Source organism: Paenibacillus sp. FSL H7-0737 (assembly GCF_000758545.1).
Taxonomy (GTDB): Bacteria; Bacillota; Bacilli; order Paenibacillales; family Paenibacillaceae; genus Paenibacillus_AQ.
In genome coordinates, this window is record NZ_CP009279.1 from 6,549,777 (window position 1) to 6,573,155 (window position 23,379).

The 23,379-nt window shown below is 43.0% G+C and carries 24 protein-coding genes; 5 read left to right on the forward strand and 19 right to left on the reverse strand.

Annotated elements, in window-relative coordinates; genetic code table 11:
- Positions 1-29 precede the first annotated feature (29 nt).
- From H70737_RS28590 to rlmN, 4 genes are all read right to left on the reverse strand, one after another.
- Positions 30-959 carry an AEC family transporter gene (locus tag H70737_RS28590; protein WP_042192800.1) on the reverse strand — a complete coding sequence of 310 codons (930 nt, stop codon included), beginning with the start codon at positions 957-959 and terminating at the stop codon, positions 30-32.
- A gap of 151 nt (positions 960-1,110) precedes the next feature.
- Positions 1,111-1,590 (reverse strand): transcription elongation factor GreA, encoded by a 480-nt coding sequence (greA, locus tag H70737_RS28595; RefSeq protein ID WP_042131553.1) that lies wholly within the window; start codon positions 1,588-1,590, stop codon positions 1,111-1,113.
- Between the two features lie 170 nt (positions 1,591-1,760).
- Complete coding sequence (locus H70737_RS28600) at positions 1,761-2,048, reverse strand: DUF6509 family protein (RefSeq protein WP_042192802.1); 288 nt, start codon at positions 2,046-2,048, stop codon at positions 1,761-1,763.
- A 77-nt stretch (positions 2,049-2,125) separates the two neighbouring features.
- Positions 2,126-3,196, reverse strand: coding sequence for a dual-specificity RNA methyltransferase RlmN (gene rlmN, locus H70737_RS28605; RefSeq protein WP_042192804.1), 1,071 nt, complete (start codon positions 3,194-3,196; stop codon positions 2,126-2,128).
- 156 nt (positions 3,197-3,352) lie between these two features.
- Between rlmN and H70737_RS28610 the strand changes: the two genes are divergently transcribed.
- Complete coding sequence (locus H70737_RS28610) at positions 3,353-4,414, forward strand: endonuclease/exonuclease/phosphatase family protein (protein ID WP_042192806.1); 1,062 nt, start codon at positions 3,353-3,355, stop codon at positions 4,412-4,414.
- Between the two features lie 23 nt (positions 4,415-4,437).
- Here the strand turns inward: H70737_RS28610 and H70737_RS28615 are convergent, their stop codons facing one another.
- From H70737_RS28615 to H70737_RS28640, 6 genes are all read right to left on the reverse strand, one after another.
- Positions 4,438-5,733 carry a polysaccharide deacetylase family protein gene (locus H70737_RS28615; protein ID WP_042192808.1) on the reverse strand — a complete coding sequence of 432 codons (1,296 nt, stop codon included), beginning with the start codon at positions 5,731-5,733 and terminating at the stop codon, positions 4,438-4,440.
- Positions 5,734-5,738: 5 nt separating this feature from the next.
- Positions 5,739-6,461 (reverse strand): hypothetical protein, encoded by a 723-nt coding sequence (locus H70737_RS28620; RefSeq protein ID WP_042192810.1) that lies wholly within the window; start codon positions 6,459-6,461, stop codon positions 5,739-5,741.
- A gap of 177 nt (positions 6,462-6,638) precedes the next feature.
- Positions 6,639-7,301 (reverse strand): hypothetical protein, encoded by a 663-nt coding sequence (locus tag H70737_RS28625; protein WP_042192812.1) that lies wholly within the window; start codon positions 7,299-7,301, stop codon positions 6,639-6,641.
- Positions 7,302-7,428: 127 nt separating this feature from the next.
- Positions 7,429-7,785 carry a nucleotide excision repair endonuclease gene (locus H70737_RS28630; RefSeq protein WP_042192814.1) on the reverse strand — a complete coding sequence of 119 codons (357 nt, stop codon included), beginning with the start codon at positions 7,783-7,785 and terminating at the stop codon, positions 7,429-7,431.
- Positions 7,786-7,870: 85 nt separating this feature from the next.
- Positions 7,871-8,845, reverse strand: coding sequence for an NAD-dependent epimerase/dehydratase family protein (locus H70737_RS28635; RefSeq protein WP_042192816.1), 975 nt, complete (start codon positions 8,843-8,845; stop codon positions 7,871-7,873).
- A gap of 98 nt (positions 8,846-8,943) precedes the next feature.
- Positions 8,944-9,501, reverse strand: coding sequence for a TetR/AcrR family transcriptional regulator (locus H70737_RS28640; RefSeq protein ID WP_331281405.1), 558 nt, complete (start codon positions 9,499-9,501; stop codon positions 8,944-8,946).
- A gap of 310 nt (positions 9,502-9,811) precedes the next feature.
- Here H70737_RS28640 and H70737_RS28645 point away from each other — a divergent pair, with 310 nt between their 5' ends.
- A complete protein-coding gene (locus H70737_RS28645; RefSeq protein ID WP_042192820.1) occupies positions 9,812-11,302 on the forward strand; it encodes a peptide MFS transporter in 1,491 nt (496 codons plus the stop codon).
- Between the two features lie 62 nt (positions 11,303-11,364).
- On the opposite strand, the gene H70737_RS28650 is transcribed toward H70737_RS28645, so the two are convergent.
- The gene (locus H70737_RS28650; protein WP_042192822.1) at positions 11,365-12,780 is read right to left on the reverse strand and encodes a hypothetical protein; all 1,416 of its coding nucleotides are present in this window, start codon (positions 12,778-12,780) and stop codon (positions 11,365-11,367) included.
- Between the two features lie 457 nt (positions 12,781-13,237).
- A complete protein-coding gene (locus H70737_RS28655; protein ID WP_042192824.1) occupies positions 13,238-13,990 on the reverse strand; it encodes an SDR family NAD(P)-dependent oxidoreductase in 753 nt (250 codons plus the stop codon).
- 188 nt (positions 13,991-14,178) lie between these two features.
- Between H70737_RS28655 and H70737_RS28660 the strand changes: the two genes are divergently transcribed.
- Entirely contained in the window at positions 14,179-14,820 is a 642-nt protein-coding gene (locus tag H70737_RS28660) for a TetR/AcrR family transcriptional regulator (RefSeq protein WP_081382675.1), read from the forward strand.
- A 58-nt stretch (positions 14,821-14,878) separates the two neighbouring features.
- Here H70737_RS28660 and H70737_RS28665 read toward each other — a convergent pair whose 3' ends face one another.
- The 3 genes from H70737_RS28665 to H70737_RS31555 all read right to left on the reverse strand — a co-directional run bounded on the left by H70737_RS28665 (position 14,879) and on the right by H70737_RS31555 (position 17,317).
- Entirely contained in the window at positions 14,879-15,991 is a 1,113-nt protein-coding gene (locus H70737_RS28665; protein ID WP_042194697.1) for a nitric oxide synthase oxygenase, read from the reverse strand.
- Positions 15,992-16,139: 148 nt separating this feature from the next.
- Entirely contained in the window at positions 16,140-16,418 is a 279-nt protein-coding gene (locus H70737_RS28670) for a hypothetical protein (protein WP_042192827.1), read from the reverse strand.
- Positions 16,419-16,495: 77 nt separating this feature from the next.
- On the reverse strand, positions 16,496-17,317 hold the full coding sequence (locus tag H70737_RS31555) for a methyl-accepting chemotaxis protein (RefSeq protein WP_042192829.1): 822 nt from the start codon (positions 17,315-17,317) through the stop codon (positions 16,496-16,498).
- 106 nt (positions 17,318-17,423) lie between these two features.
- On the opposite strand from H70737_RS31555, the gene H70737_RS28680 reads away from it, so the two are divergent.
- Both H70737_RS28680 and H70737_RS28685 read left to right on the forward strand, forming a co-directional pair.
- Positions 17,424-18,281 (forward strand): metallophosphoesterase, encoded by an 858-nt coding sequence (locus H70737_RS28680; protein ID WP_042192831.1) that lies wholly within the window; start codon positions 17,424-17,426, stop codon positions 18,279-18,281.
- A 182-nt stretch (positions 18,282-18,463) separates the two neighbouring features.
- Positions 18,464-19,570, forward strand: a complete 1,107-nt coding sequence (locus tag H70737_RS28685) for a PdaC/SigV domain-containing protein (RefSeq protein WP_042192833.1) — start codon at positions 18,464-18,466, stop codon at positions 19,568-19,570.
- Positions 19,571-19,631: 61 nt separating this feature from the next.
- Here H70737_RS28685 and hmpA read toward each other — a convergent pair whose 3' ends face one another.
- The 4 genes from hmpA to H70737_RS28705 all read right to left on the reverse strand — a co-directional run bounded on the left by hmpA (position 19,632) and on the right by H70737_RS28705 (position 23,301).
- On the reverse strand, positions 19,632-20,837 hold the full coding sequence (gene hmpA / locus H70737_RS28690) for an NO-inducible flavohemoprotein (RefSeq protein ID WP_042192835.1): 1,206 nt from the start codon (positions 20,835-20,837) through the stop codon (positions 19,632-19,634).
- A 206-nt stretch (positions 20,838-21,043) separates the two neighbouring features.
- On the reverse strand, positions 21,044-21,880 hold the full coding sequence (locus H70737_RS28695) for a YitT family protein (RefSeq protein ID WP_042192837.1): 837 nt from the start codon (positions 21,878-21,880) through the stop codon (positions 21,044-21,046).
- A 45-nt stretch (positions 21,881-21,925) separates the two neighbouring features.
- Entirely contained in the window at positions 21,926-22,417 is a 492-nt protein-coding gene (locus H70737_RS28700; RefSeq protein WP_052404457.1) for a VanZ family protein, read from the reverse strand.
- A gap of 29 nt (positions 22,418-22,446) precedes the next feature.
- Entirely contained in the window at positions 22,447-23,301 is an 855-nt protein-coding gene (locus H70737_RS28705) for a D-Ala-D-Ala carboxypeptidase VanY (protein ID WP_042192841.1), read from the reverse strand.
- Positions 23,302-23,379: the final 78 nt, after the last annotated feature.

The window sequence follows — 23,379 nt, forward strand, 5'->3', positions numbered from 1 at the left end:
CAGAAATGAAAGAGGGGTCCTTTTTGTCTTTACGCCCCTTGCACTAGCACAATAAGGATCGGCAACACAAGAAAGGAAGCAAGCGTCGTCCATAAAATACATTTGGATACCAGCTCTGGAGAGGCGTCAAATCGTTCCGCTAATACCACCGCGTTGACGGCAACTGGCATGGAGGCCAGAATCAGCAGCACAGAGAATAAAATACCATCAATATGCAGAATAGATAATCCGAGGTAGGCCACTAGTGGAGCTAAGATTAATCGAATGATCATCCCTGCCCAAAAAGTAGACTGACCCTTACGTTCAGATGACATGGTTCGTACTTTGACCATCTGTGCACCCAGAATCGCCAGTACGACTGGTGAATAACCTCCGGCAACCATGGAGACCCCTGTAGCAAGCTCAGAAGGTAAATGCAGGTCAAATATTCTAAGAAAAAGTGCTAGCATAGCTGCATAGATGGCTGGGAGAGAGAACACGGACTTTACCGCATTTTTCACCGAGAACTGCGATCTAGCCGCAAAATAAACGCCCACAGTATTCACGATAATCATCTGCCCAATCACATAAACAGAAGCCTTATCGAGCCCAAGCTGTCCGAAAGCCAGCAACACCAAGGGAAGTCCATAATTCACACTATTCGTAAATGTCGAGACCAGAGTCAATCCCGATATTTCAGAGGGGCCGAGCTTCAATAACTTTCCGATGATATTTGCAATCGCCCATAAAAAGCACAGATTTAGCAGCGAAAAAGCGAGCGTCTTGTAAATATCATCCATAGAAATCTCAGCCGTAGCCAGTGTATTAAGAATAATAGCCGGCGTTAAAAAGTATAAATAGAGCGTCAATAACGGCTTGGTATCCAAATTCTTAAACCGTCCAAGCAGTGCACCGACGATCACCGGAATGGATAATGGCACGATGACTTGATACAACGTTGATAACACGCTCTGGATCATGAACAGTACTCCTCTGCTCTAAGTTACTCTAAACTATAAGCGCAACAGAGCATGACGTCTAAGATATGAAATCAATATACACAATAGCCATTACCTATAATTAAAAAAGGTCTCAACCCCTATAACGGGGTTGAGACCTTTTTATCATGTGTTACATCATTTTGATTTCAAGCAATTCATATTTGATGATACCCATTGGTGCGTTTACACTAACGATATCCCCGACTTTTTTACCCAGCAATTCCTTGCCCAGCGGACTTTCATAGGAAATCTTGTTGTTTAGGACATCTGCTTCAGCAGCCCCTACAATTCTATATTCAATCTTCTCGGAGTATTCGATATCGTTCAGGGTAACGATACAACCCATACTAACCTTTGACAGATCCATCTGACTCTCATCTACGATCTTGGCTTTGGTCAGCATTTTCTCCAAAATCATAATACGAGTCTCCATGAACGATTGGTCGTCCTTGGCCGAATGGTACTCGCTATTTTCCTTCAAGTCTCCATAGCTGATCGCCAATTTGAGCCGTGCTGCCAATTCCTTGCGCCCTGGGCCCTTCAATTCCTTCAGTTCTTCCTCTAATTGAGCCAATCCTTCTTTGGTCAAGAACACTTCTTCATTAGACATGTATACAACTCCTATTTTGGATGCTTTTTAATATTTTAACCTATATTTCACATTCATGCGACAAGCATAAACGTCTTCGGCGTCCTTGTAAGGACGGTAAGCGTTTAAGCGAGAAATATAAAAATCCCTGCCACAATTGAACATTGGGCAAGGATGTCAATGCTGCATCATTATTCTGGCAAATGCTCTTTACAGAAAAGGAGTAATGCTGCTTCCTCGTCCTCTTCCATATCAAAGTCAAGCAACTGACCTGTTGTTGTCTCCTGTAGATCATAACTCACGATGCTAACTTGATCTTCATCCACTTTAATAATCGCTCTAGCGGATACTCCGTTCTCTACATAGAGCTCATCATCTTCTGGAACATCCAGTTGAACCACGAATTCATACCGTTTACCGGTTAGTATACCAAAAGGATCTTTAACATTCTCCACGTTGTAGCTTGTAAATGTCAACATTGCTCAATCAACCTCTTTTCCTAATACCTGCCACGTCATTGTATCACAAAAAGCTGCATGAAGGGGTCGCCCGTCCCTCAAGCCATAGCTTTCGACTTCTTGATCTGCTTGCTTCGCAATTGTCCGCAAGCAGCATCAATATCTACACCATGCTCCAGACGAGTGCTTACGCTGACGCCCTGCTTCTTCAAGGTATCAAAAAAGGCTCGTACGGTCTCCCGCTCGCTTCTTTGATATTGACTGTGCTCATCGACTGGATTATAAGGAATCAAGTTCACATTGACGAGCTGGCGCCGGTCGCCGATTAGCTCGGTCAGCTCAAGCGCATGCTCCTTGCCGTCATTTACATCCTTCATCAGAATGTATTCTAACGTAATTCTGCGATTTGTTTTTTCCAAATAATAATCTATGGACTCCATTAGCTTCTCAATTGGAATGGCCTTGTTAATCTTCATAATCTTCGTCCGCAGCTCATTATTAGGCGCGTGAAGCGATACTGCCAAGTTCACCTGTGTATTCGCATCGGCAAATTCAACGATTTTGTTAGCAAGCCCACTCGTCGATACAGTAATACCTCTTCCTGCGATGGCTAATCCTTTGTGGTCCTTAATAATCGATAAGAAATTGAGCAGGTTCTTGAAGTTGTCGAACGGTTCGCCAATTCCCATGACTACAACGTGACTAACCTTTTGTTCGAGGTTTGCTGCATCCAAATGCTGCTGAACCTTCATAATCTGCTCTACAATCTCACCGCTGGAAAGATCACGACTCTTCGCTAACAGTCCACTAGCGCAAAAGCTGCAGCCGATATTACATCCAACCTGAGTCGTGACACATACGGACAAACCATATTTCTGTCTCATGAGCACCGTCTCGATCAGGTTGCCATCCTTCAAACGGAATAGGAACTTGATCGTCCCATCCGCAGACTCCTGCTTCACATGTTCTTCCAACGTATGGATCACATAGTGCTGCTCCAATAATTCTACACAATCTTTATTTACATCGAGCATTTCTGAGAATTCTGTAATCCGCTTCCGATAAAGCCAATCCCAGACCTGCGTAGCTCGAAATTTTTTATGTCCACGTTCTAACAGCCATGCCGCCAGTTGATCAAAAGTTAATCCATAAATGGATTCCATATTCATTCGTTATCCTCTTTTCAAAACATTAAAGTTCAGTCCATCACTACTCATTGTCTCAAATTTTTTTTATTTAAACAAGGGGAGTTGTAGCGAAGCGTCGAAGTTTACACCATTAGAAGTCCGTTCCATGAAATTACATCTGAGGAGAGATCGAATCAAATGAGCTCAACCACAATAAAAATCATCGGTTTTGCCCTTCTAGCTGCCGTTCTAATCTTTGGTGGCTTTTTACTGTATATTACCATTACCGATTATAAGCCGAAGGAGACTACTCCACTAACGGTAAACCATAATCAGGAACAAATGATGAAGCAGGGAGAACCTTTTGCAATAACAACCTTTAATATTGGTTATGCTGGGCTGGATAAGGATCAGGATTTCTTTATGGATGGCGGGACCAAATCACGTTCAAGCAGCGAGGAACAATCGAGGACAAATCTTGAGGCAATAGCCTCTCTAATGACCACTTCAGGATCAGATTTATTTATGTTGCAGGAGGTAGATCTCGATTCTTCTCGTAGCAACCATATAGATGAGGTCTCCTTGTTATCGAATACCTTCTCTGATTACAGCAACGTATTCGCGACGAACTACAAGGTGCCTTGGGTACCGATTCCCGTTCTTGATCCGATGGGCTCAGTAAATAGCGGTTTATTAACCTTATCTAAATTCAGTAGCACAAGTAACGTTAGATATGATCTTCCGGGAAAAGAAAGCTGGCCTCGTCAACTGTTTGAACTTGACCGCGCCTTTTTGGAGAGCAGATTCCCCGTCGATAACGGGAAAGAACTGATCCTGATCAACCTTCATTTATCAGCCTTTGACCAAGGGGGAACGATTCGCAAGCAGCAATTAGAATATCTTTCTACTTATATTCAGAGAGAGAATGATAAAGGCAATTACCTCATCTTAGGCGGAGACTGGAATCATTCTTTACCGGGCACAACCCCTGAGGCCTTTGAGACTACACAAGCTTGGCCAGAATGGCTACAGCAGTTCCCTGAAGATTTCAAACCGGAGGGCTTTCAATGGGCTGTTGATGCTAAAGTGCCGTCCGTCCGGACACTTGATATAGCTTATTCAGAAGGTGTGAATTTCCGTGCTGTAATTGATGGCTTCCTAGTTTCACCGAATATCACAATAAGTGGCGTACAGGGCCATGACCTATCTTTTGAACACAGCGATCATAACCCTGTAACAGCTACCCTTATTCTAAGATAAGACCCAATCATGGATCATTGATGTTATTTAAAAATGACGAATTTCATGTTTTCCCCTTTTAGATACTGAATGATAGCAGGCAATGCCTCTACGGTAATCTTCTTTTCGTGAAAAAGATATACAGCACCGGACGGATCAGTATGATGAACAAATTGAATGACGTCTTCTGGGGTCTTGCGTCTCCAATCCTCGGAATCACGATTCCATAACAATACTTTCATCTGCTGTTCTGTCACTTTGGCTGCTAACTTATCATTAATCGCACCATATGGCGGCCGAAAAACAGTAATCGGCGATTGAATGATTTGCTCCAATGCCTGGTTAGCCTTCGCCAAATTATTCTGATTCTGGTTAGCCCCATTGTCGGTCATCTTGCTATGATCCCACGAATGACTTCCAATCGACATCTGATGTTCATTCGCATACTTAACTGCTTCCACATTATGAGCGACCTTATTCCCAACAAATAAAAAGGTGGCTGCCACCTCATGTTCTACTAGAATATCTACGATTTCTTTCGTATACTTCGACGGACCATCATCAAATGACAAGGCCACGTAACCCTTCGGCAGGCTATAGGTGTATTTATTCCCGGTTAATTTAATCTCCTCATACCGCTGTGTTTGTTCTTGAGGAGGCTCTGTAGGTTCTGGTGTAGGTTTAGAAGGTTCTGGCGTAGGCTCAGACTCCTCTTGCTGGCTAGGGGTCGTTTCTATTTTACCAATAGGAGGAATGAACGGTAGAGAGACTATTTTCTCGATCCCCTCAGCGCTGGTGCCTAGTGAGGGACCTTCCAATCCTTCTGCACGGTCCATAACATGACCACCCATTCGAAGAGACAACAATACAACTACTAAACAAGCGAACATGATACTCTGCAGCCTAAGTCTTCCAACCCGTTTTTTGCTCTTCTTTCTTAGCCTGCGTGCTGGAGGTATAGAGGGTGACGTAGTTTCAACAGTAATCTCTTCCTGTACATGGGGATCGTTCACTTGCTTTAATTGAAGAAGCTGAGACACATAATATTCAGAGCAGGCAAAATACATAGTTTCGCTGAAGGTTTGGTTCATAATAATCAGTGTGCTGTAATAACTATTACGAAATGGATCCCACTTCGGATACAATGACAATCTCATTCTTTCCCCGAAAAAGGGAGCCAGCGCGTTTAGTTGTTCATATGTAAATTCGTCTATGTTTAGCATGCGTCTGGCATACCCAATATCACGGGTTAAACCTACTTCAATCTGATAACCGGCCTGTTCATGCTCAAGCGACAGCAACTCAATCATTAGAACAGTGCTCGGTTCATTCATTGCCATGAATCTTATGTATCTCCGTTTTCGTCATTTCGTCCCGCCAGTGTGCTTCCATTCCCAAAAGGAACGGTCATACGATTTGTAAAATCGCTGATCATACCGGAGAGATATGCTTTTTCTTGGCGGATCGTATCGTATTTCTGTCTTAAATGCGCGTTCTCAGTTTCAATCCGTCCGAGCTTCTCTTCCAGATCATTCATCTTCTTGAGCTTCTCTGCATGAGCTTCGTTATGCTTTTGGATCAGATTTACATACTTTTGATGCTCCAGATCAATCGTACTCTTTAATTCTTCAATCTCTGCTGTGAGGGTAGTCTGAAGCTCCCGATAATCTTCCAGCACTTGATCGACTTTCAGATTCTTCTCAATCAATTTATGCTCAAGCTCTCGAACGTTCTTCTCTCTTTCCTCAATCACTTTATTGAGATTCTTCATGTCCCGGTTCAAACGTTCAACATGGCTGCTGGAATGAGTCAACCGATCCTGAAGTTCATTAATATTCGTCTCAGCATGCTGTCTGGCCTGAATGATCTGCTCCACGGAGAAGATCAAATCGAGTGATTTTTTATCAAGCGGCGCTTTCCCTGTAGTAACCACTCCTGCTAAAGTCTCGCCAGCGATCTGTTCCTCTACTTCCTCGCCCTGCTCTTCTGATAATTGCACCTTTTGAACCATACCCGGTTTGGACTGCTTATCCACTGAATCTTTCTTTTTAAAAAAGGGAGAAATCATTGATCTTATCACCTCAATTATAAAAAAATGTCAAAAAATGTCGAGTGCCCACGAGTCTATTATAGTTTACTTGTCTTGTCTGTAAGTGAGCCTTTATATCTAACTTTTTGAATTGGATCAAAAGACCTAAATTCTTGCCAATAACAAGAGAAAAGCACCCTTGCGGGTGCTCTGGTTTTAATTAAATTTATCGGGGAATTGTTTAACAATACCCTCGGTTAGTATATCTCCAAACATAATCATATGCTCGAGTCCTTTATCGAAAGCGACGATCTCGGCATCCCAATCCTTTTTAGCTCTAGCTGTCACATCATCTGTTATTAGCTCCAAATGTTCATGAAGCATCTCTTTCAATTGTTCATACGAATATTTGGGATTCTGTGCGCTAAGGAACTTAGCAATGTCGTCAGCGTTGTCATACCACTCTTTATTATATTTTTCTAAATCCGCCTGATTTCCTGCTAGTGCAGCAGCAACTACCTTTCCGGCAATAAGGATATGCTCCCGCAATAATTGAGCTAGCTTATCACCTACTGCCTCACCGTAATACGGCTTATAAACATTCCCTATCTCCTGCTGATTCTGTAGCAACCTTGCCAGTACCTTCTCTTTGTCCTCGGAATTCGCAAAAGCGCTAACTATGTAGTTTTTCGTCCATATCACATGGTCGCTCCATAGTTTCCTGAGATTATCCTTAAGCTCTATTACAGAGGGCGTAAAGCATTGCTTGTGTGAACTCTTTTTCTCTTTGGCTGCAGCATCGGCAGTTACAGGCATTACACTAACAACAAGGAACATACACACAAAAACTAACTTCACAATCAAAAACTTAGGCTTCAATATGACCTATCTCCTTTTAAGCATCTATTAACAATCTTGTATAGTGTGTACCGATGCTCTTATTTCATTCCTATCTTCTTTTACATAAAAAAAAGCACCGTCATTAGACGGCGCCTCTTCCTTAAACTTATCTGAACATCACTTTATCTACATTGTATTTAGACTTCAATTCATTAATGATATACGTTTCGTAGATCTCTCTATGAACGGGGCTCTCGATTAAACTTACATCAATTCTGGTGACCTCGTCCCGATGCAGCTTAATATCAGATACGGTATCTTCAAAATGTTTTTTGATTCTGGGTCTTAGCTTTCTCGCTTTACCTACAAACAACAACTCATCTTGGTCATTGTAGAACATAAAGATACCGCCGTAATCTCTAGGAATCAGATGGAAATCAGTGAATCCGTAGATATTGCTTAACTGCGGGTTGATTTGTTTAGTAATACTAACATCCACATTGGGCATAGTTATGTTGATCATTTTAGCTCACGTCCTCTTTCTATATAGGAGTAAATAGTATCATAAGTTAGCCTTTTATTCTATCTTTCACAATGAGTCTGGCTCTTTATTCTGCCTTGGACTGACGACTCATTAGAACTTGAACAGTCTCTGTTATCCCTTGCTCAAAAGGAGTAGCGGGAATTGGACCCACAACACGCTCGTATTTACCACCGCTTAGGACCACAGGCTCTTTGGTTAAATACAGCATTTCAACGATCTCTTTCATGACTGGAACGAATATACCGAGCAGCGATAGTCCAGTCTTTCCTAATGAGATAACGGGCTTCTTGGAGCCGCTTGCTGCTTGCGCTATTCTAACGATATCTCGTCCTGAGATTGTGCCTGCCCCGGGAATGTTCCAATTCTGACCATAAGCTTCATCTCTACTAGCGAGCTCAATAATCATGACAGCGGCATCCGGCAAATACACATACTCACGGGCAACGGTCATATTTCCGATGAACACTGCAGGTTTACCTGCAGCGATGGACTCCAGAGTCGATCCTAAATAGGAAGCCTCATTGGCAGTAGGCCCATAATAATCCGGTAAACGGACAATGAGCCGCTGTGCTTTACTCCAACGCTGGCTAAAAAACATTTGTTCAAACTCAAGTTTCACTTTACCTTTTTTTGTATGCGGATTCTTCGGATATTCCTCGTTGATCGGCTTGTCATTCTGTCTTCTTCCATAAGGATAAATGCCATCCACTGCGACAACCTTTATCCCCAGCTTATTAGCCGCCTCCATGACCGCCTCTCCCATAGGTAACAGTCGTGTGCTCATTTCATTATACGGAACAGATGCACTATGAAAAATAACATCCACATCCTGTGCAGCTGATAATATGTCCTTCGCATTAAATACGTCCCCTGCTATTAGCTTAAGAGCGGTGGGATTACCCAGCTTCGTTGCAAGCTTCTCCAACTTTGGAATCGATCGCCCAAAGGCCACCGTTTCTATCCCTCTCTTTAATAATTCAGCGATAATTACCGTCCCTGTTCCCCCGGTTGCACCAAGCACAAGCGCTTTTGTTAACATAAATGATCCCTCCTATTATTGTTATTGATTAATCACTAACTAACGATCATAAATCTAAGAGCCTGAGCTCTTAGATGTTAGAATGAATTTCATCTCTACTACTCTTTCCGGTGTTTCGGCTTCAACTCTGGCATTCCAAGAGCCATAGAAATATTACAGAGCATACCATTGGCCATAAAGGTACTTACCTCTACTTCAGGCTGCTCGATCCCAGCGGCGACAAACTTCTCGTGCACAAGGTTGGTGATCTCAAGCATTCCTTTTTGCATCGTTTCACGGATGACTTCATCGCGAATCCCTAACCCCTGAACTTGCAAAATAATCTCATTCGGATGTGTCTCCATCAACAACTCGTATACTTTAATGCTTTCCTTTAACACTTGATCTGCTGTGCCCTCTACTCCTTGAAACGAACGAATAATCCGTTCAAAAGCCCGCTCTAAGGAAGCAACAAACAATTCTTCTTTATTCTTGAACACCTTAAACACATAGGGCTGAGAAATACCTACCTTTTCCGCAACCTGTGCTGTCGTAGCTCGGTAGTAGCCATTCTCGGCGAATACAACAACCGCTGCCTCCAAGATTTGTTCTCGGCGGTTTACGGAAACCGATTCATCCGCTTTCTTGCGACCGGAACTAGATTCTGTTGTCATCATAATCTCCTTACGCAACCTAATCCATTAGGTTATTGATCAATCACTTTCTTGATTAGAGTATATGCTCATCTCCTAAATAATGCAACTTAAAATCAACTATAATTTTTAACAACTTTCATCCGTACAGAAAATACAGTAAAAGTTATTTCCCTATTTCCACTGGAAATATTACTAAAAAATATGACGTTATTCAGAACCTTCTCGCCAAAGGGTTGTGATTTTCCTCATGAGGGTATTATAAATATTAAGGTAGTGTAGAGTTGTGTTAACTTCATGAAAAGAGCAATTAGCATCTAGGAGGATTTGATTCATGTCAGCAACAGACAGGCAAAAAATTGTAGATAGTGTCCCGCAAACCGGATTTTTCGGACATCCTAAGGGACTATTCACACTCTTCTTTACTGAATTTTGGGAACGTTTTTCCTATTATGGCATGAGAGCGATTCTTGTTTACTACATGTATTATGAAGTAAGCAAAGGCGGGCTCGGATTTCCAGAGGATATGGCCCTTTCGATTATGTCTATCTATGGATCACTCGTATATATGTCTGGAATTATAGGTGGATGGCTTGCGGATCGAATTTTCGGGACTTCGAAGGCAGTCTTTTACGGCGGCGTTCTAATTATGTTTGGGCATATTTTACTGGCGATACCGGGAAATGCCACGCTATTCTTTTCTTCGATGATTATGATCGTGCTTGGAACCGGACTTCTTAAGCCCAATGTATCAAGTATTGTAGGCGAAATCTACAGCGAACAAGATAACCGCCGCGACGCTGCTTTCAGCATTTTTTATATGGGTATTAATCTCGGCGGATTCATCTCTCCACTGATTGTAGGCGCTGTAGGTATGAATAATTTCCATCTCGGTTTCTCGATTGCCGCGGTGGGCATGTTTATTGGATTAGTTGTTTACGTAGTGACTCGCACCAAAAATCTAGGTCTGGCAGGTACGATTGTTCGCAACCCAATTCCAGCCGAACAAAAGAAAAAATTATTTACTTGGATTGGCATTGGACTAGTTGTGCTTGCTGTATTAGTTACGGTCGGCATTCTTACTGGAATACTCACCTTTGAGACATTCATTAAAATCGTAGGGGTGTTAGGGCTACTTATTCCTACAATGTACTTCATTGTGATGTACCGCAGTCCCAAAACAACAGCTGTAGAGCGATCACGGATTCTTGCGTACATCCCTTTATTTATTGCTTCGATTATGTTCTGGGCGATTCAGGAACAAACTTCAACAGTTCTAGCAAGCTTTGCTGATAAGCGTACCCAATTGGACTTTGCAGGCATACACATTTCTCCAGCTTGGTTCCAATCGCTTAACCCGCTATTTATTATCGCCCTTGCACCTGCATTTGCATGGCTTTGGTTAAAGCTCGGTAACCGCCAACCAACGATTCCACAAAAGTTCTCGCTTGGTTTATTGTTTGCCGGTCTGTCCTTCCTAGTAATTCTGGTACCGGCTTACTTCGGTGGAGCCAATTCACTGGTGAATCCATTATGGCTGGTTCTCAGCTACTTTATCGTCGTCATTGGGGAACTATGCTTGTCACCTGTTGGCTTATCAGCAACAACCAAACTGGCACCAGCTGCCTTTACCGCTCAGATGATGAGTATGTGGTTCTTGTCCAATGCTGCTGCGCAAGCTATTAATGCTCAAATTGTGAAGTTCTATACCCCGGATACCGAAATGCTGTACTTCGGAGTCATAGGCGGAGTCGCCATTGTGCTCGCGTTAATTCTCTTCCTGTTCTCTTCTAAGATTCAAAATTTCATGAAGGGTATACGATAAATATATAAGGCTGCCGGGATATTCCCGGCAGCCTTTTTTTGAATCAATATTCTAAGCTAAGTCTACACCAGAAACATAGCAACAATCGTTGTAACTATCAGCCCAATCAGCACCGGTTTCACATTGCGTCTAGCGAGCTCAAATGGACTTACGCCGCAGATAGCGGCGGCTGGAATCAATGCCCATGGGATTAGCGTCCCCCCGCCAACCCAAATGGCAGATACCTGACCGAGTGCAGTTAAAGTAGCTGCGTCGGAATGTGTGGCAACAGCGAACAATTTTCCGATGGACCCCGCAAGTGAGATTCCCGAGAACCCTGAACCATCAAGGCCCGTAATGGCCCCTGTTATGGTAGCGGTCACAGCACCTACAGCACCATTAAGAGGTACATTATGCGCCAGAGCAACCCCTAGATCATTAACAATTCCCTGAGAAGCAGCAGGTAAGACTTTGCCAAACAATTCAGCAAAGGCCGAATCTCCCAAATAGAAGAATGCCGCAATTGGAATCACTGGACCGAATACTTTAAAGCCAAATGTGAGTCCATCAATTAGATATGAGGTGACTTGCTCCAGTCCCTTATTACGATGTGCGAGCAATGTTACTACAACCAAGATAAATACAGCAGTCCCGCCAACTAAGGCCGTTGCGTCTCCACCCTGTAAATCCAGCAGAAACATACCTGCTACATCAGCTAGAAACAGGAGTGGGATAACGATCGCCAGCCATTTCTTCAGTGTGGGAGGAATCACCGCTTGACCCTCGATCGCGTCACTGTCTGCAGCTAGCGCATTCGCGGCATTTTTCCCGGAAATAAGTCCGTCTCGCCAAGTACCGTTCTTCTGATCTCGTCGCATCATCCAATAGGCTGTTACCGTAGTGACTACACCCATCACTATAACAAGCGGAATACTCGCTTCCATGACACTGCTTACCGGAAGTCCTGCCGCATCTGCCGTCAATTTAGGTGCACCTTGAATAATATAATCACTCGACAGCGCAATCCCATGACCGAATAGATTCATCGCAATCGCTGCTCCAAGTGCAGGCAATCCTACGCGAATAGCAACGGGCAGCAGCACAACCCCTATCAGGGCCACTGCTGGCGAAGGCCAGAAGAACCATGATGTCACCATCATAATCAAGCCAATGCCCCAAAATGCCATAAACGGCGTACGTAAAAAGCGGGTAAGTGGGGCAACCATCGTCTCGTTTATTCCGGTACGTGTTAATACTCTGCTCATGGCTACAATGATCGAAATAATCATAATCGTACCCATTAGCTCCTTAGTTGCATATACAAAAGAGTTGAATACGCCTGTGACTGAACCACTAATCGTTTCTGTCGCGAGCCAGCCTAATACAAAGATGCCTGCAATACAGATCATCGTTGTATCCCGCCGCTTAATCAGAAGTGCCATAATGAACACGATGAATGCCAAATATACATAATGGAGCGCTGTTAATTGGATGCCCATCTCTGAACCACACCCTTCTCCTGCTTACAAGTGCTATATGTTATGCAGGGGTGTAGGCTAATGTTCGGTAGAAATGGGCGCTTAAATATTTATGATTTAAATAGAAAGAGACGCTTTTGCTAATGTATCCATCACCTCGTCGCTAATAAATGGTGCGATAGACATATCAAGTGCCGCTTGTTTACTCATATTCATCCATACCTTTCGTTGAACTAGAGAAAGCCTGCAAAAATACAGCTTTATCCATACTTATGGCTCAAAGGCTTCATCTGGAGCAAGAAAAACTGCAGTTTTGCAGGAATTAATGTTTTTTGCCATCCTCTTATCATTAAAAAATGTATTTTTGCAGTTTTATTCCCTTGATCAATCCTTACATTTACGTAAAAAAAGCCGCCCCACGCATAGATAACATCTACGCATGAGACGGCTTTCTTAGTGTTTCCTAATTAGAAATTTATTATTTAGCCACGACTCCGCCATCAACTGGCAGCTCAACACCTGTAATGTATGAAGCTTCATCAGAAGCTAAGAACAATACAGCTTCAGCTACTTCAGAAGCACGTCCAACGCGTGGCAATGCAGTCTGGGACATAAAGAAGCTATGCATTCTTTCATCATTTACAAATTCAGCACTCATTGGAGTTTCGATAAATCCTGGGTGAACAGAGTTCACGCGAATGTTATCTTTACCAAAGTCTACAGCTGCTGCTTTACTCAGCATACGAACGGCACCTTTAGAAGCTGTATAAGCGCCGGCACCACTGCTGCCAGTCAAACCTGCAATGGAGGAGATATTGACGATGGAACCACCTTTATTGTTCTTCATTTGAGGAACAACATGTTTCATCCCAAGGAATACGCTGCTTACATTAATGTTCATTACTTTGTTCCATTGATCAACAGTGGATTCAAGCAATTGAACTGGGAACGAGATCCCTGCGTTATTTACCAGGATGTCGATTTTTCCAAATTTGCTAATCACATCTTCTACAACTTTGATCCAGTCTTCTTCGGAAGCTACATTATGTGCATAAGCTGCGGCTTTTCCACCATTGGCTTCGATTTCTTTTACAACTGCTTGTACAGCAGCTTCGTTAATATCAGTTGCTACAACTGTAGCACCTTCTTTGGACAATAAAAGGGCTTCTTCACGACCCATGCCACTGCCTGCACCTGTAATAATTGCTACTTTATTAGTTAGACGATTCATAATTAAGTCTCCTCTATAATCGTATTGTGATATAATAATTCGAGTGATGATAGTCACACTATCACTGTGATATTAATCATATCATTTTTACGAAATAACTACAACCTCTCCTTGCTTAATCCAATAAACGGTGGATATAATACTAATAATTAAAGAACCTAATTATAAAATGGAAGGGTCTATCCCTCATGAATCCTAAAGCACGCTATGAAAAAGAACGATCTGACGGTAAACAGCAGCGATTATATACGATTCTTGAATCCGCAGAACGAATATTTTCGCAAAAAGGAATTGAAAAGTCGACGATGCAGGATGTCGCAAGCGAAGCAAATATAGGGATTGCGACGCTGTTTCGATATTTTCCCAGAAAAGAAAAGCTCATCGTGGCGGTGGCCACCCGAATGCTAGAGCCAATGCTCGATTACTTTAAGCATGTAGCTGACTTGCCACTTACCTGTCTCGAAAAGATCGAGATGTTATTTGATTTCTTTATTCAGGATCAAAATCATTTAAGCATTATTTTTATGGTCAATTTTGAAAGCTACGCCTCTCACTTAAATGAGCCTGTTGAGGACGTTCTGGATTTCAATGCATTAAACCGCAAGATTTGGCATGAGTACTCCAGGATCATTCAAAATGGGGTAGAAGACGGTTCTATTCGCGCCGATCTCCCTGTGAAAGAGACCTTAATCACGCTGATGAACAGCTTTGCTCTCTTTTCCAGAAAGCTAACGATGAAAGAGAACATCCTCCTGCTAGAATCGGATTTAGACTCCGACAAGCAGCTTGAGCTTCTTAAACAAATCTTTCTAGAGCATTTAAAAGCCTAAAAAGCGCCAGTTTCCTTATGAGGGGAACTTGGCGCTTTTTTGATCATAAATTGGATTGCTAGTGAAAAGGACAGGTGGCCACAGGTGATCGCTGATAAAGGAAACGAGGGCTGTAATCATATTCTTTCAGTTTACTGTCATGCCAAATCGGTGTAGACGACGGAGACATAGGGGGGATCAGCCATGACCAGCGTCCCGAAACCTGACGTCCATGTCCCTGCTCCTGCTCTTGAAATCTCACAAATTGATCGGCTGCTGTATGGTGATCAACGATACTGACCCCAGCTTGCTTAAAGGAATGCAGTACTGCACGATTCAACTCAAGAAGCACCCGATCCTTCCAAAGCGTTATGTTACTGGAGCGGTCAAGTCCCATCAGATCAGCTACAGCCGGCAAAGTGTTATATCGTCCAGTATCCCCTAAGTTACGTGAGCCAATTTCGGTCTCCATGTACCAGCCGTTAAAAGGAGCCGCGGGGTATACAATCCCGCCAATTTCCAACTGCATGTCCGAAATGATCGGCACAGAATACCAGCGAAGTTGAAGCTCTGCAAAACGTTCAATTTCGGGATGTGTTAACGGCACCTCTTGAATGAGGTGCTGGGGAATTGGAAATACGTGGGGATTGCCATTACCAATACTGATTACTAGCGGCAACACATCATAATTGCCCCTTGTTCTCTGCCAGCCTAGTTGTTGGCACACTTTCGTAAATTCATCCGATGCCGGATCGCCAGCGCGTTCATGTTCAGCATCACCAGGGTATCCAGCGTAACGAATCAATTGATGGTTCCAAATCCGGATTCTCCGCTCAGGATCTTCCCCGCTGCGGAAGACCGTAATGAGTGGACGGATACGTCCTCCATTATTCGCCTTTTCCATATGTCGTAGCAGAGCTTCAGCAACATCCTCCTCAGTCTCTGCCTGACGTTCATCCATCAGCTCAATGGACTGCCAAAAAAGACGACCAATGCAGCGGCTATTGTGACGCCAAGCCATTCTTGCCCCATGCGCCAGCTCTTCCGTTGTATGTGTGTAACTCCCTGATTGATTGATTTCTTCTCGTACGGCTTGGATGCGATGATCCATCTCAGCTTCAGTCTTATCTAGCTCAGCATAACATTGCCGAATGAAAGCTTCTGCCTGCCGGGTTAATTCTTCGATGTGCATGCCATTCATATCCCTTATCCTCCATCTAAGCCATGCTAGAACTCTCATTCCAGTATACCACCCACACTCCTAAGCTACATCCTTAGGGAAGTAGCACATGAGAACAACCCGTGAAGCTTAGTCGCTTCACGGGTTGTAGCAGGAACATCTAGCGTTCTGAACGTTTCCCTTGCATCTTCAATGCAGCAAGCCTGCTCTTATCCTCGGCCAGCAGTTCTTCAGCCAACTCCACACCTTGGGGGCCTAGTGAGGCACGAGCTTGTTCTACCGCCTGTTCGGTATGCGCCAAACGGTTCTCAGCCTGTGCCAAGGTCTGTTCTGTTGGATGACTAAGCGCCTGAGAGACAGAGAAATGAAGCTTGCCTAAAGCATTTTTGGCTTGAGTTACATTGTCGTTCGCTTGCAGACTGGAATCGGGTTGTTTCATAAATGAAATTCGCTCCCTTCTGAAATGCGCCTGTTCTCTTCTAGCATGGTTTAGGATAAGTAACTTTATGCATACACCTACTGGATGATGGATTGCATGAAAGTAGTCATTTCTTTGCTGGCCTTATTCAAGCGCTCAATTACCCCGCTGAATTCGGTGACCAGTTCTGCTTGTGCGTGTGAAGAAGCGGAGATCGCTTCAATTTCTAGCTCCATTTGTTTAATGGACTTTTGAACATCACTGAGTGATTTTTCAATATTATGGGTTGCTTCTTTGGTATTTACAGACAGTTTGCGTACTTCCTTAGCCACAACGCCAAAGCCCGCCCCCTGCTCTCCTACACGCGCAGCTTCGATGGCTGCATTTAGTCCTAGCAGATTCGTCTGCTCAGAAATCTCACGAATGAAGCTAGTAACCTTATTTACTTCTTGAGACTCCGCTACCGCTCTACGTGTATTATCTAATATTTGCTGAGAGGTAGCCGATAATTCTTCAGATTGTGCAGCTACGCTCTGAACCATATCCATTAGGTGATTGCTTATCCCATTAATTTCGTCTGTAAATACCTCAAGCTTATTCTCGTTCTCCAGTGTGTAGGCAATTGCGAACACGCCTACTACCTCGTTGTCTGTTCCATATATAGGCACACATGTTGAAATCACAGGAGATCCATAAACTTCTGCTGGAATCCGGTTAAAGCTAACCTCACCTTTCAATCCATTTGAAAGCGTTAGGTCTTCAGGTGGAATAGGACTTCCTTTGGCCAGTCCAAAATCAATGGCATTACTCGGAGTATAATACTGGAAGATTTCCCTGTCCGTAATACCGATCATAATATCTTGCGAGTGAAGCTTTTTGAAGTAAGGTGCTGCGAGGACTAAGGCATCGATAATACTCATCTGTTCATCTCCCATTAAGTAAATGTATATGTAAGTTTATCGACATAATGGGTGACATAATGAATATTGTCATATTAAAGTAACAATTCTACCGTAGGATGGATTCATGAATACTAAACCTATTAGCAGACGCCAATTTTTGAAGAAAAGTGCTCAAGTGTCGCTCGGGCTGCTTGGAACCGCTAGTGCGACCGGCATTTATTCACACTGGGTTGAGCCCTACTGGCTTGAAGTTAAACATATAGATATAAAGCTTCCTCTACTCCCTCCAGCATTCGATAGATTTCGTATCGTTCATTTCAGTGATTTACACTTAGGCGTATATACGAAGTCCGAAGCCTTAACAGAGTTAGTACAGCAAATTCAACATGTAAGTCCAGATCTGATCTGCTTCACCGGAGATCTACTAGATCATTCTGTCGATTATATTTCTGAGGCTGTGGACATCTGTTCACAGTTGCGGGCACCGTTTGGACAATATGCTGTGTTAGGTAACCACGATGCTTTTGGTACTAGGAAAGCTGTGACGAAAGGGTTAGCGCAATCTGGCTTCCACGTACTTCATAATGAACATATTGTCTTAAAAAAAGATGCGGAGGCGCTTTATCTAGCTGGAGTGGATGATCCGTGGGTCGGCAAAGCAGATATTCATCAGGCGCTACGCCATATCCCTGATAAGGCATGTACTCTACTCCTTGCACACGAGCCTGATTTTGCCGATGAATACAGTGATCTTCCCATAGATCTGCAATTGTCCGGCCATAGTCACGGAGGACAGGTGCGTCTCCCATTTGTAGGTGCCTTGTATACCCCGCCTCACGGCAGTAAATATTCAAGCGGATTATACCAGCTCCCAGATAGTCGACTCCAGGTCTACACCACACGCGGAATTGGAGTGACTCGTATGCCTATACGTTTTAATTGTCGTCCCGAGCTTACCGAAATTACTTTAAAGTCCTCATGATTGTGTCAAAAATTAATAAATGGTTAAAAAGTATATACCTTTTGCACGTCTATGCAACAACACTGTAACCGTGTTTGTAATCAAATCTATTTGGGGCCTAGGTATAATTGTAGGAGTGATAGATAACATCAAAAATCATAATGAACTACATAAGCCCATCATTGGAGAGGAGAAATTAAATCATGAACAAAACTGTGAAATGGACGTCTGCTGTATTAGCAGCTGGAGTATTACTTGGAGGTACTGGACTCATCGGAGGGAATTCTGTTCTAGCTGCAACTACTGGTACAAAAACAGTCACACAAGCCGTTCAGCAGCCTTCTGTGGTGCTTAAATATAAAGGCCAAGTCTTAACGCAGCAAGGAAAAATCGTAGACGGAAATACGATGATCCCTTTAACTGTATTGCGTGATGCCTTCGGCCTTGCTATTCAATACAATTCAACCACAAAGACTTACAGTGTAAGTAGTGACTCGGTGAAGCTTAACATGGAGGTCTCTGACTATGGCGTCAGTACCGATTTGAACGGATATTACATTTATAGCATGACCGGAAATCATGAAGTGAAGATGATCAACGACCGCTTATATGTTCCTTTCAAACTGTTAAATGATTATTTAGGTGTTCAAGGCGTATATAATCCAGCCCAGAAATCGCTTGAACTTAGCAAAAAGGTGATGAATGACATCAAGATCACCTCTGTTACCTTAGACAAGAGCAATAAGAATGCTAGTATTAAAGTACAATATCCAAAGATCAGCGGTCTGACAGATGAAGTACAAAACACGATTAATGCTGCCTTCAAAAAAGAGGCTGAACTATTCGCATCAGAAAGCGAAAAAGAGGCTAGCCGCAGAGATGGTACAATAGAGAATAAATATGACTACTCTCAAACTTATGTTGTCACCTTTAACCGTGAAGGCGTACTTAGTATTGTAGTCGATCAATATGGTTACAGCGGTGGAGCACACGGCGGTACCATGCGCGAGGGACATACCTTCTCGCTGAAGGATGGTAAGAAGATAGAGCTTAAAGACCTGCTAAAGGCAGAACCAAATTACAAACAAAAACTAGATAAAATGTTGAAGGAAAGCACCAAGGATATTGCTTTTCCGGAGTCAACTGGTGGACTCACAGATAAACCAGCCTTCTACGTCAGTGAAAGTGGCTTAGCTATCTTCTATCAACAATATGAAATCGCACCTTATGCAGCTGGAATTCCTACCTACACCTTTAATTTCAGCTCAATACTGCCTAAAGGCACCGATCCATTTGCTTCTTTCAAATAAACACTAACGCAAAACAAAAAGCGCTTCAGCCAATCGGCTAAGGCGCTTTTTGTTATCTATATTATTCTTCTAGAATGCCGGCAGGTCCAAAAAATTCAAAATGAATTCTGTCATCAGGTACCCGCCATTCCTTGAGCGCCTTATATATGACCTTCATAAATGGGGTCGGCCCACAGAAATAGAATTCAGAGTTCACATCTGCTATTTCTTGAAGCCAAGAAAGATCAATATAACCAGATCTATTGTACTTGTCGCCTTCTCCTGGAGATTCATAACATACATAGGACCGAAGAGAAGAATGAGATTGTGCTAAATCTGCCACCCTATCTTTCATAGCATGCAAACTTCCATTGATGGCTGCATGAATATAAGTTACCTCGCGTTCTGGCTGTGCAGCAATTATTGTCTCCAGCATACTTACCATTGGGGTTAAGCCCACACCCCCACTGATTAGAACCACCGGAGTGTCACTACGCTGATCCAGTACGAAATCGCCCGCTGGAGAGCCCACTTCTAATATAGAGCCCACTTGGACGAAATCATGCAGATAAGTGGATACGACGCCCGCAGGTCTGTCTATCCCTTCACCTTCCCGTTTAACAGTGATACGGTAATACGCCTGTCCCGGGGCACTGGACAAACTGTAGTGGCGAATATGGGAATATTCTTCCCCCTCGGGCTGAATACGAACCGTGATGTACTGACCCGGGAAATAAGAAGAGATCGCCCCTCCATCCTCAGGAGACAGGTAAAAGGAAGTAATAAGCTCACTTTCACTAACCTTCCGAGTGACGACAAAGTTTCTGAATCCACTCCAGCCCCCCGGAGCTTCCGCAGCTTCACGATACTTTTCTGCTTCCACACCAATGAAAGCATCTGCGATTACACCATAGGCTTTGGCCCATGCATCTATAATTTCCGGTGTTGCCGCATCGCCAAGTACTTGTCCAATCGCAGCTAACAACGTCTCACCCACGATCGGATAATGCTCAGGTAATACACCTAGTGCTCGATGCTTCTCTGCAATCTGCTTTACCACCGGTAAGATATTCCCTAGTTGATCAATATTCATAGCTGCTGCTAGGACTGCGTTAGCAAGCGCTGTCTGCTGTCTGCCTTGCCGCTGATTGGCATGATTAAATATATTTAATAGCTCTGGATGGTTTTCAAATAACATGCCATAGAACGTCGTAGTAATGGTTGTTCCATGAACCTGTAATACAGGAACTGTTGATTTTATAATAGCAATCGTTTGTTGATCTAACATATGAATACCCTCTCTCCTGCAATTAGATAATGCCTCTATAAAAAGCATATAGAAGCTGCAAATGAGCGAGTGTGCGCTGAATCACTTTAAAATTTAATAAAATGTGAACAAACAGAAAATGCAATGATATCCATCACATTCGAATGCCCAATCCAAAAAAAAGCCGCCCAAGCAGCTCAGGTAGCTACCGGACAGCACTTTCACTCTTATTTTGCCAGCTCCACAAAGCCTTCTCCGAACACATCTCTTACATCGTGAATGGCGATAAAAGCCTCTTTATCAATCGATCTTACGATTTTCTTAAGCATGGTTACTTCCTGTTTGCTAATGACAATATAGAGCAGCTCTTTGGGTTCTTTAGTATAATACCCTCGGCCATAAATGACTGTGACCCCTCTATCCATGATTCCATTAACTTGTTCAGCAATTTTGTCCTGCTCCTTGGATACAATCGTAACAGCCTTCTTAGGATTCACTCCCTCAATAATGAAGTCCATCACCTTAGTCGCTACATAGAGCATCACAATCGTAAACATTAGACTTTGAACACCAATGATGAAATACGAAGCAAATACCACAACTAAATCGACTAGGAGAAGAGCGTAGCTAACGTTCCAATCCAAAAATTTATGCAGGATTCTGGCGATAATGGTTGACCCTGCGGTCGTTCCACCCACACGTATGATCATTCCGATACCCACACCAGACAAGATGCCTCCAAATATTGCATTGATGATCAACTCATCGCTGGCGATATGCCAATTCTTCGTAAGAATCAGGAATAACGAGTTAAAAAACACCGCAATAATCGTGTATACTGTCGTCGTTTTGTCCAGAAATTTATAACCCACAATCAATAATAAAGCATTAAGAATTAAGCTAACAATACCTGGTGACCACTGATACAAATAGTATGTAATCATAGTCAGTCCCGTTACCCCGCCTTCACCGAACTCGTTCGGAATCACAAACAAGTTAACGGCCAAGGAAAACAGCAATGCTCCTACAATGATGGAAACAATATCCGAAATACGCTTTTTCATACCATGCCCCTTCTATCCTCTGTCTATATCTACCATCCACAAATACTAACACCGCTTCGATATAGTTGTAAACAATCCAGAAGAAACCAGCATTCTATATATGGCGTAACCGACTACCCCACCGCAAGTGTTTAAGATCAGATCATCCACGTCAAAGGTGCCGATATACAATACTAATTGTGTAACTTCAAAGCTCAGACTCAGCGCAAAAGAGAGCATGAAGACCTTTTGAAATAACCTTACTTTTTGCGACAACAGCATTGGAACAAAGACTCCAAACGGAATAAACGCAAGAAGATTGCCCACTAAATTAAGTGATGAAAAAGGATCTGAAAGTGACAGATGCTCTATCCCCCGCGAGATCTCTTTAAAGGGTACATAGTTGCCCTGTCGCTTAAAAATTCTGTCGGGATGCTCGAGCATACGCCCTGCCTGTTCCCAAAGTGATTGCAAGCTAAAAGGTGCGCCTTTAAATACGATAATTCGGATCAAAAAATACATATAGACAATAAATACGGCTGCCAGCAATAATGTCATAGTAGACTCGCTCTTAGGCTTCGTACTCATCAAAATGTAGTGACAATTACGCCATCCATATTATCGCCCGACGTTTTATATTGCCCTTCCTTTGGAATCTTAATACTTGTATATCCTGATACTGGATAATAGTTCACCGTATATGTTTTGCCGTCTACAACCGTTGAAATTTCACTATTTTCCTTCAAAAGATCTAAATATTGTTCCAGCACGATCCCCTTCTCCTGAATGATCGCACTGTGCGGCAAGCCGACATAACGGAAGTGCCAAGGTTCATATTTAATCCCCGTAATCTCCGTTTTGTCTTTCGGATAGCGTAGAATAAAGCCGTATTTCCACGCATTCTTTTCCAGCCATTTACCTTCAGGTGCTTTGCTCATTTCCGATTGAGACGATCCGATGTCCAGCGATAATCCTAAATTATGTTCGCTATATTGCGCTGGAAGAGCATAGTCTGAACCTTTTTCCTCATACAATTGCTCTTGCTCCTCAAAGTCCCTGTACCCACTGCTAATTAAAAAATGATTCACGCCATCCTTCTCAGCGGCCTTGATCATCTTATTGAATTCATGTGCCACACTTTCAGACAACCGAATCGAGGTATCTAGTAATCCATAGCCCTGAACCAGATCCTTCTGATCAAATAAGGTCACAATATCAGACTTCACACTGTCCTCATGTACCGGATATTGTTTGTTCACCAGCAATAAATCCCCTTGATATACCTGATCTTGCGTAACCACCTTTAAACTATCGCTATCTCTAATCGATCCCTTCTGGATCTTATCATTCTTATCAGCTAAATTACCCGTATCCGGTAAATAACGAGCGGCTGCGTAACCAAGAAATAACACAACGATCACCAAAAAAACCCACTTTTTCATCCGTAATGTCCTCCATTTCCTTAAGACGTTTATGCTTGATAGGAATAGAATAACGAAGACACTTTAAAGAAAAGCAGG

Bases quoted from the DNA above. Each gene is read 5' to 3' on its own strand.
- H70737_RS28645 (WP_042192820.1), top strand. From the start codon at position 9,812: ATGTCAGCAACAGACAGGCAAAAAATTGTAGATAGTGTCCCGCAAACC.
- H70737_RS28635 (WP_042192816.1), bottom strand. From the start codon at position 8,845: ATGTTAACAAAAGCGCTTGTGCTTGGTGCAACCGGGGGAACAGGGACG.
- H70737_RS28650 (WP_042192822.1), bottom strand. From the start codon at position 12,780: ATGGGCATCCAATTAACAGCGCTCCATTATGTATATTTGGCATTCATC.
- H70737_RS28630 (WP_042192814.1), bottom strand. From the start codon at position 7,785: ATGATCAACATAACTATGCCCAATGTGGATGTTAGTATTACTAAACAA.
- H70737_RS28640 (WP_331281405.1), bottom strand. From the start codon at position 9,501: ATGATGACAACAGAATCTAGTTCCGGTCGCAAGAAAGCGGATGAATCG.
- H70737_RS28620 (WP_042192810.1), bottom strand. From the start codon at position 6,461: ATGATTTCTCCCTTTTTTAAAAAGAAAGATTCAGTGGATAAGCAGTCC.
- H70737_RS28680 (WP_042192831.1), top strand. From the start codon at position 17,424: ATGAATACTAAACCTATTAGCAGACGCCAATTTTTGAAGAAAAGTGCT.
- greA (WP_042131553.1), bottom strand. From the start codon at position 1,590: ATGTCTAATGAAGAAGTGTTCTTGACCAAAGAAGGATTGGCTCAATTA.
- H70737_RS31555 (WP_042192829.1), bottom strand. From the start codon at position 17,317: ATGAGTATTATCGATGCCTTAGTCCTCGCAGCACCTTACTTCAAAAAG.
- rlmN (WP_042192804.1), bottom strand. From the start codon at position 3,196: ATGAATATGGAATCCATTTATGGATTAACTTTTGATCAACTGGCGGCA.
- hmpA (WP_042192835.1), bottom strand. From the start codon at position 20,837: ATGTTAGATCAACAAACGATTGCTATTATAAAATCAACAGTTCCTGTA.
- H70737_RS28705 (WP_042192841.1), bottom strand. From the start codon at position 23,301: ATGAAAAAGTGGGTTTTTTTGGTGATCGTTGTGTTATTTCTTGGTTAC.
- H70737_RS28615 (WP_042192808.1), bottom strand. From the start codon at position 5,733: ATGGCAATGAATGAACCGAGCACTGTTCTAATGATTGAGTTGCTGTCG.
- H70737_RS28610 (WP_042192806.1), top strand. From the start codon at position 3,353: ATGAGCTCAACCACAATAAAAATCATCGGTTTTGCCCTTCTAGCTGCC.
- H70737_RS28655 (WP_042192824.1), bottom strand. From the start codon at position 13,990: ATGAATCGTCTAACTAATAAAGTAGCAATTATTACAGGTGCAGGCAGT.
- H70737_RS28685 (WP_042192833.1), top strand. From the start codon at position 18,464: ATGAACAAAACTGTGAAATGGACGTCTGCTGTATTAGCAGCTGGAGTA.
- H70737_RS28665 (WP_042194697.1), bottom strand. From the start codon at position 15,991: ATGCACATCGAAGAATTAACCCGGCAGGCAGAAGCTTTCATTCGGCAA.
- H70737_RS28670 (WP_042192827.1), bottom strand. From the start codon at position 16,418: ATGAAACAACCCGATTCCAGTCTGCAAGCGAACGACAATGTAACTCAA.
- H70737_RS28590 (WP_042192800.1), bottom strand. From the start codon at position 959: ATGATCCAGAGCGTGTTATCAACGTTGTATCAAGTCATCGTGCCATTA.
- H70737_RS28700 (WP_052404457.1), bottom strand. From the start codon at position 22,417: ATGACATTATTGCTGGCAGCCGTATTTATTGTCTATATGTATTTTTTG.
- H70737_RS28660 (WP_081382675.1), top strand. From the start codon at position 14,179: ATGAATCCTAAAGCACGCTATGAAAAAGAACGATCTGACGGTAAACAG.
- H70737_RS28600 (WP_042192802.1), bottom strand. From the start codon at position 2,048: ATGTTGACATTTACAAGCTACAACGTGGAGAATGTTAAAGATCCTTTT.
- H70737_RS28695 (WP_042192837.1), bottom strand. From the start codon at position 21,880: ATGAAAAAGCGTATTTCGGATATTGTTTCCATCATTGTAGGAGCATTG.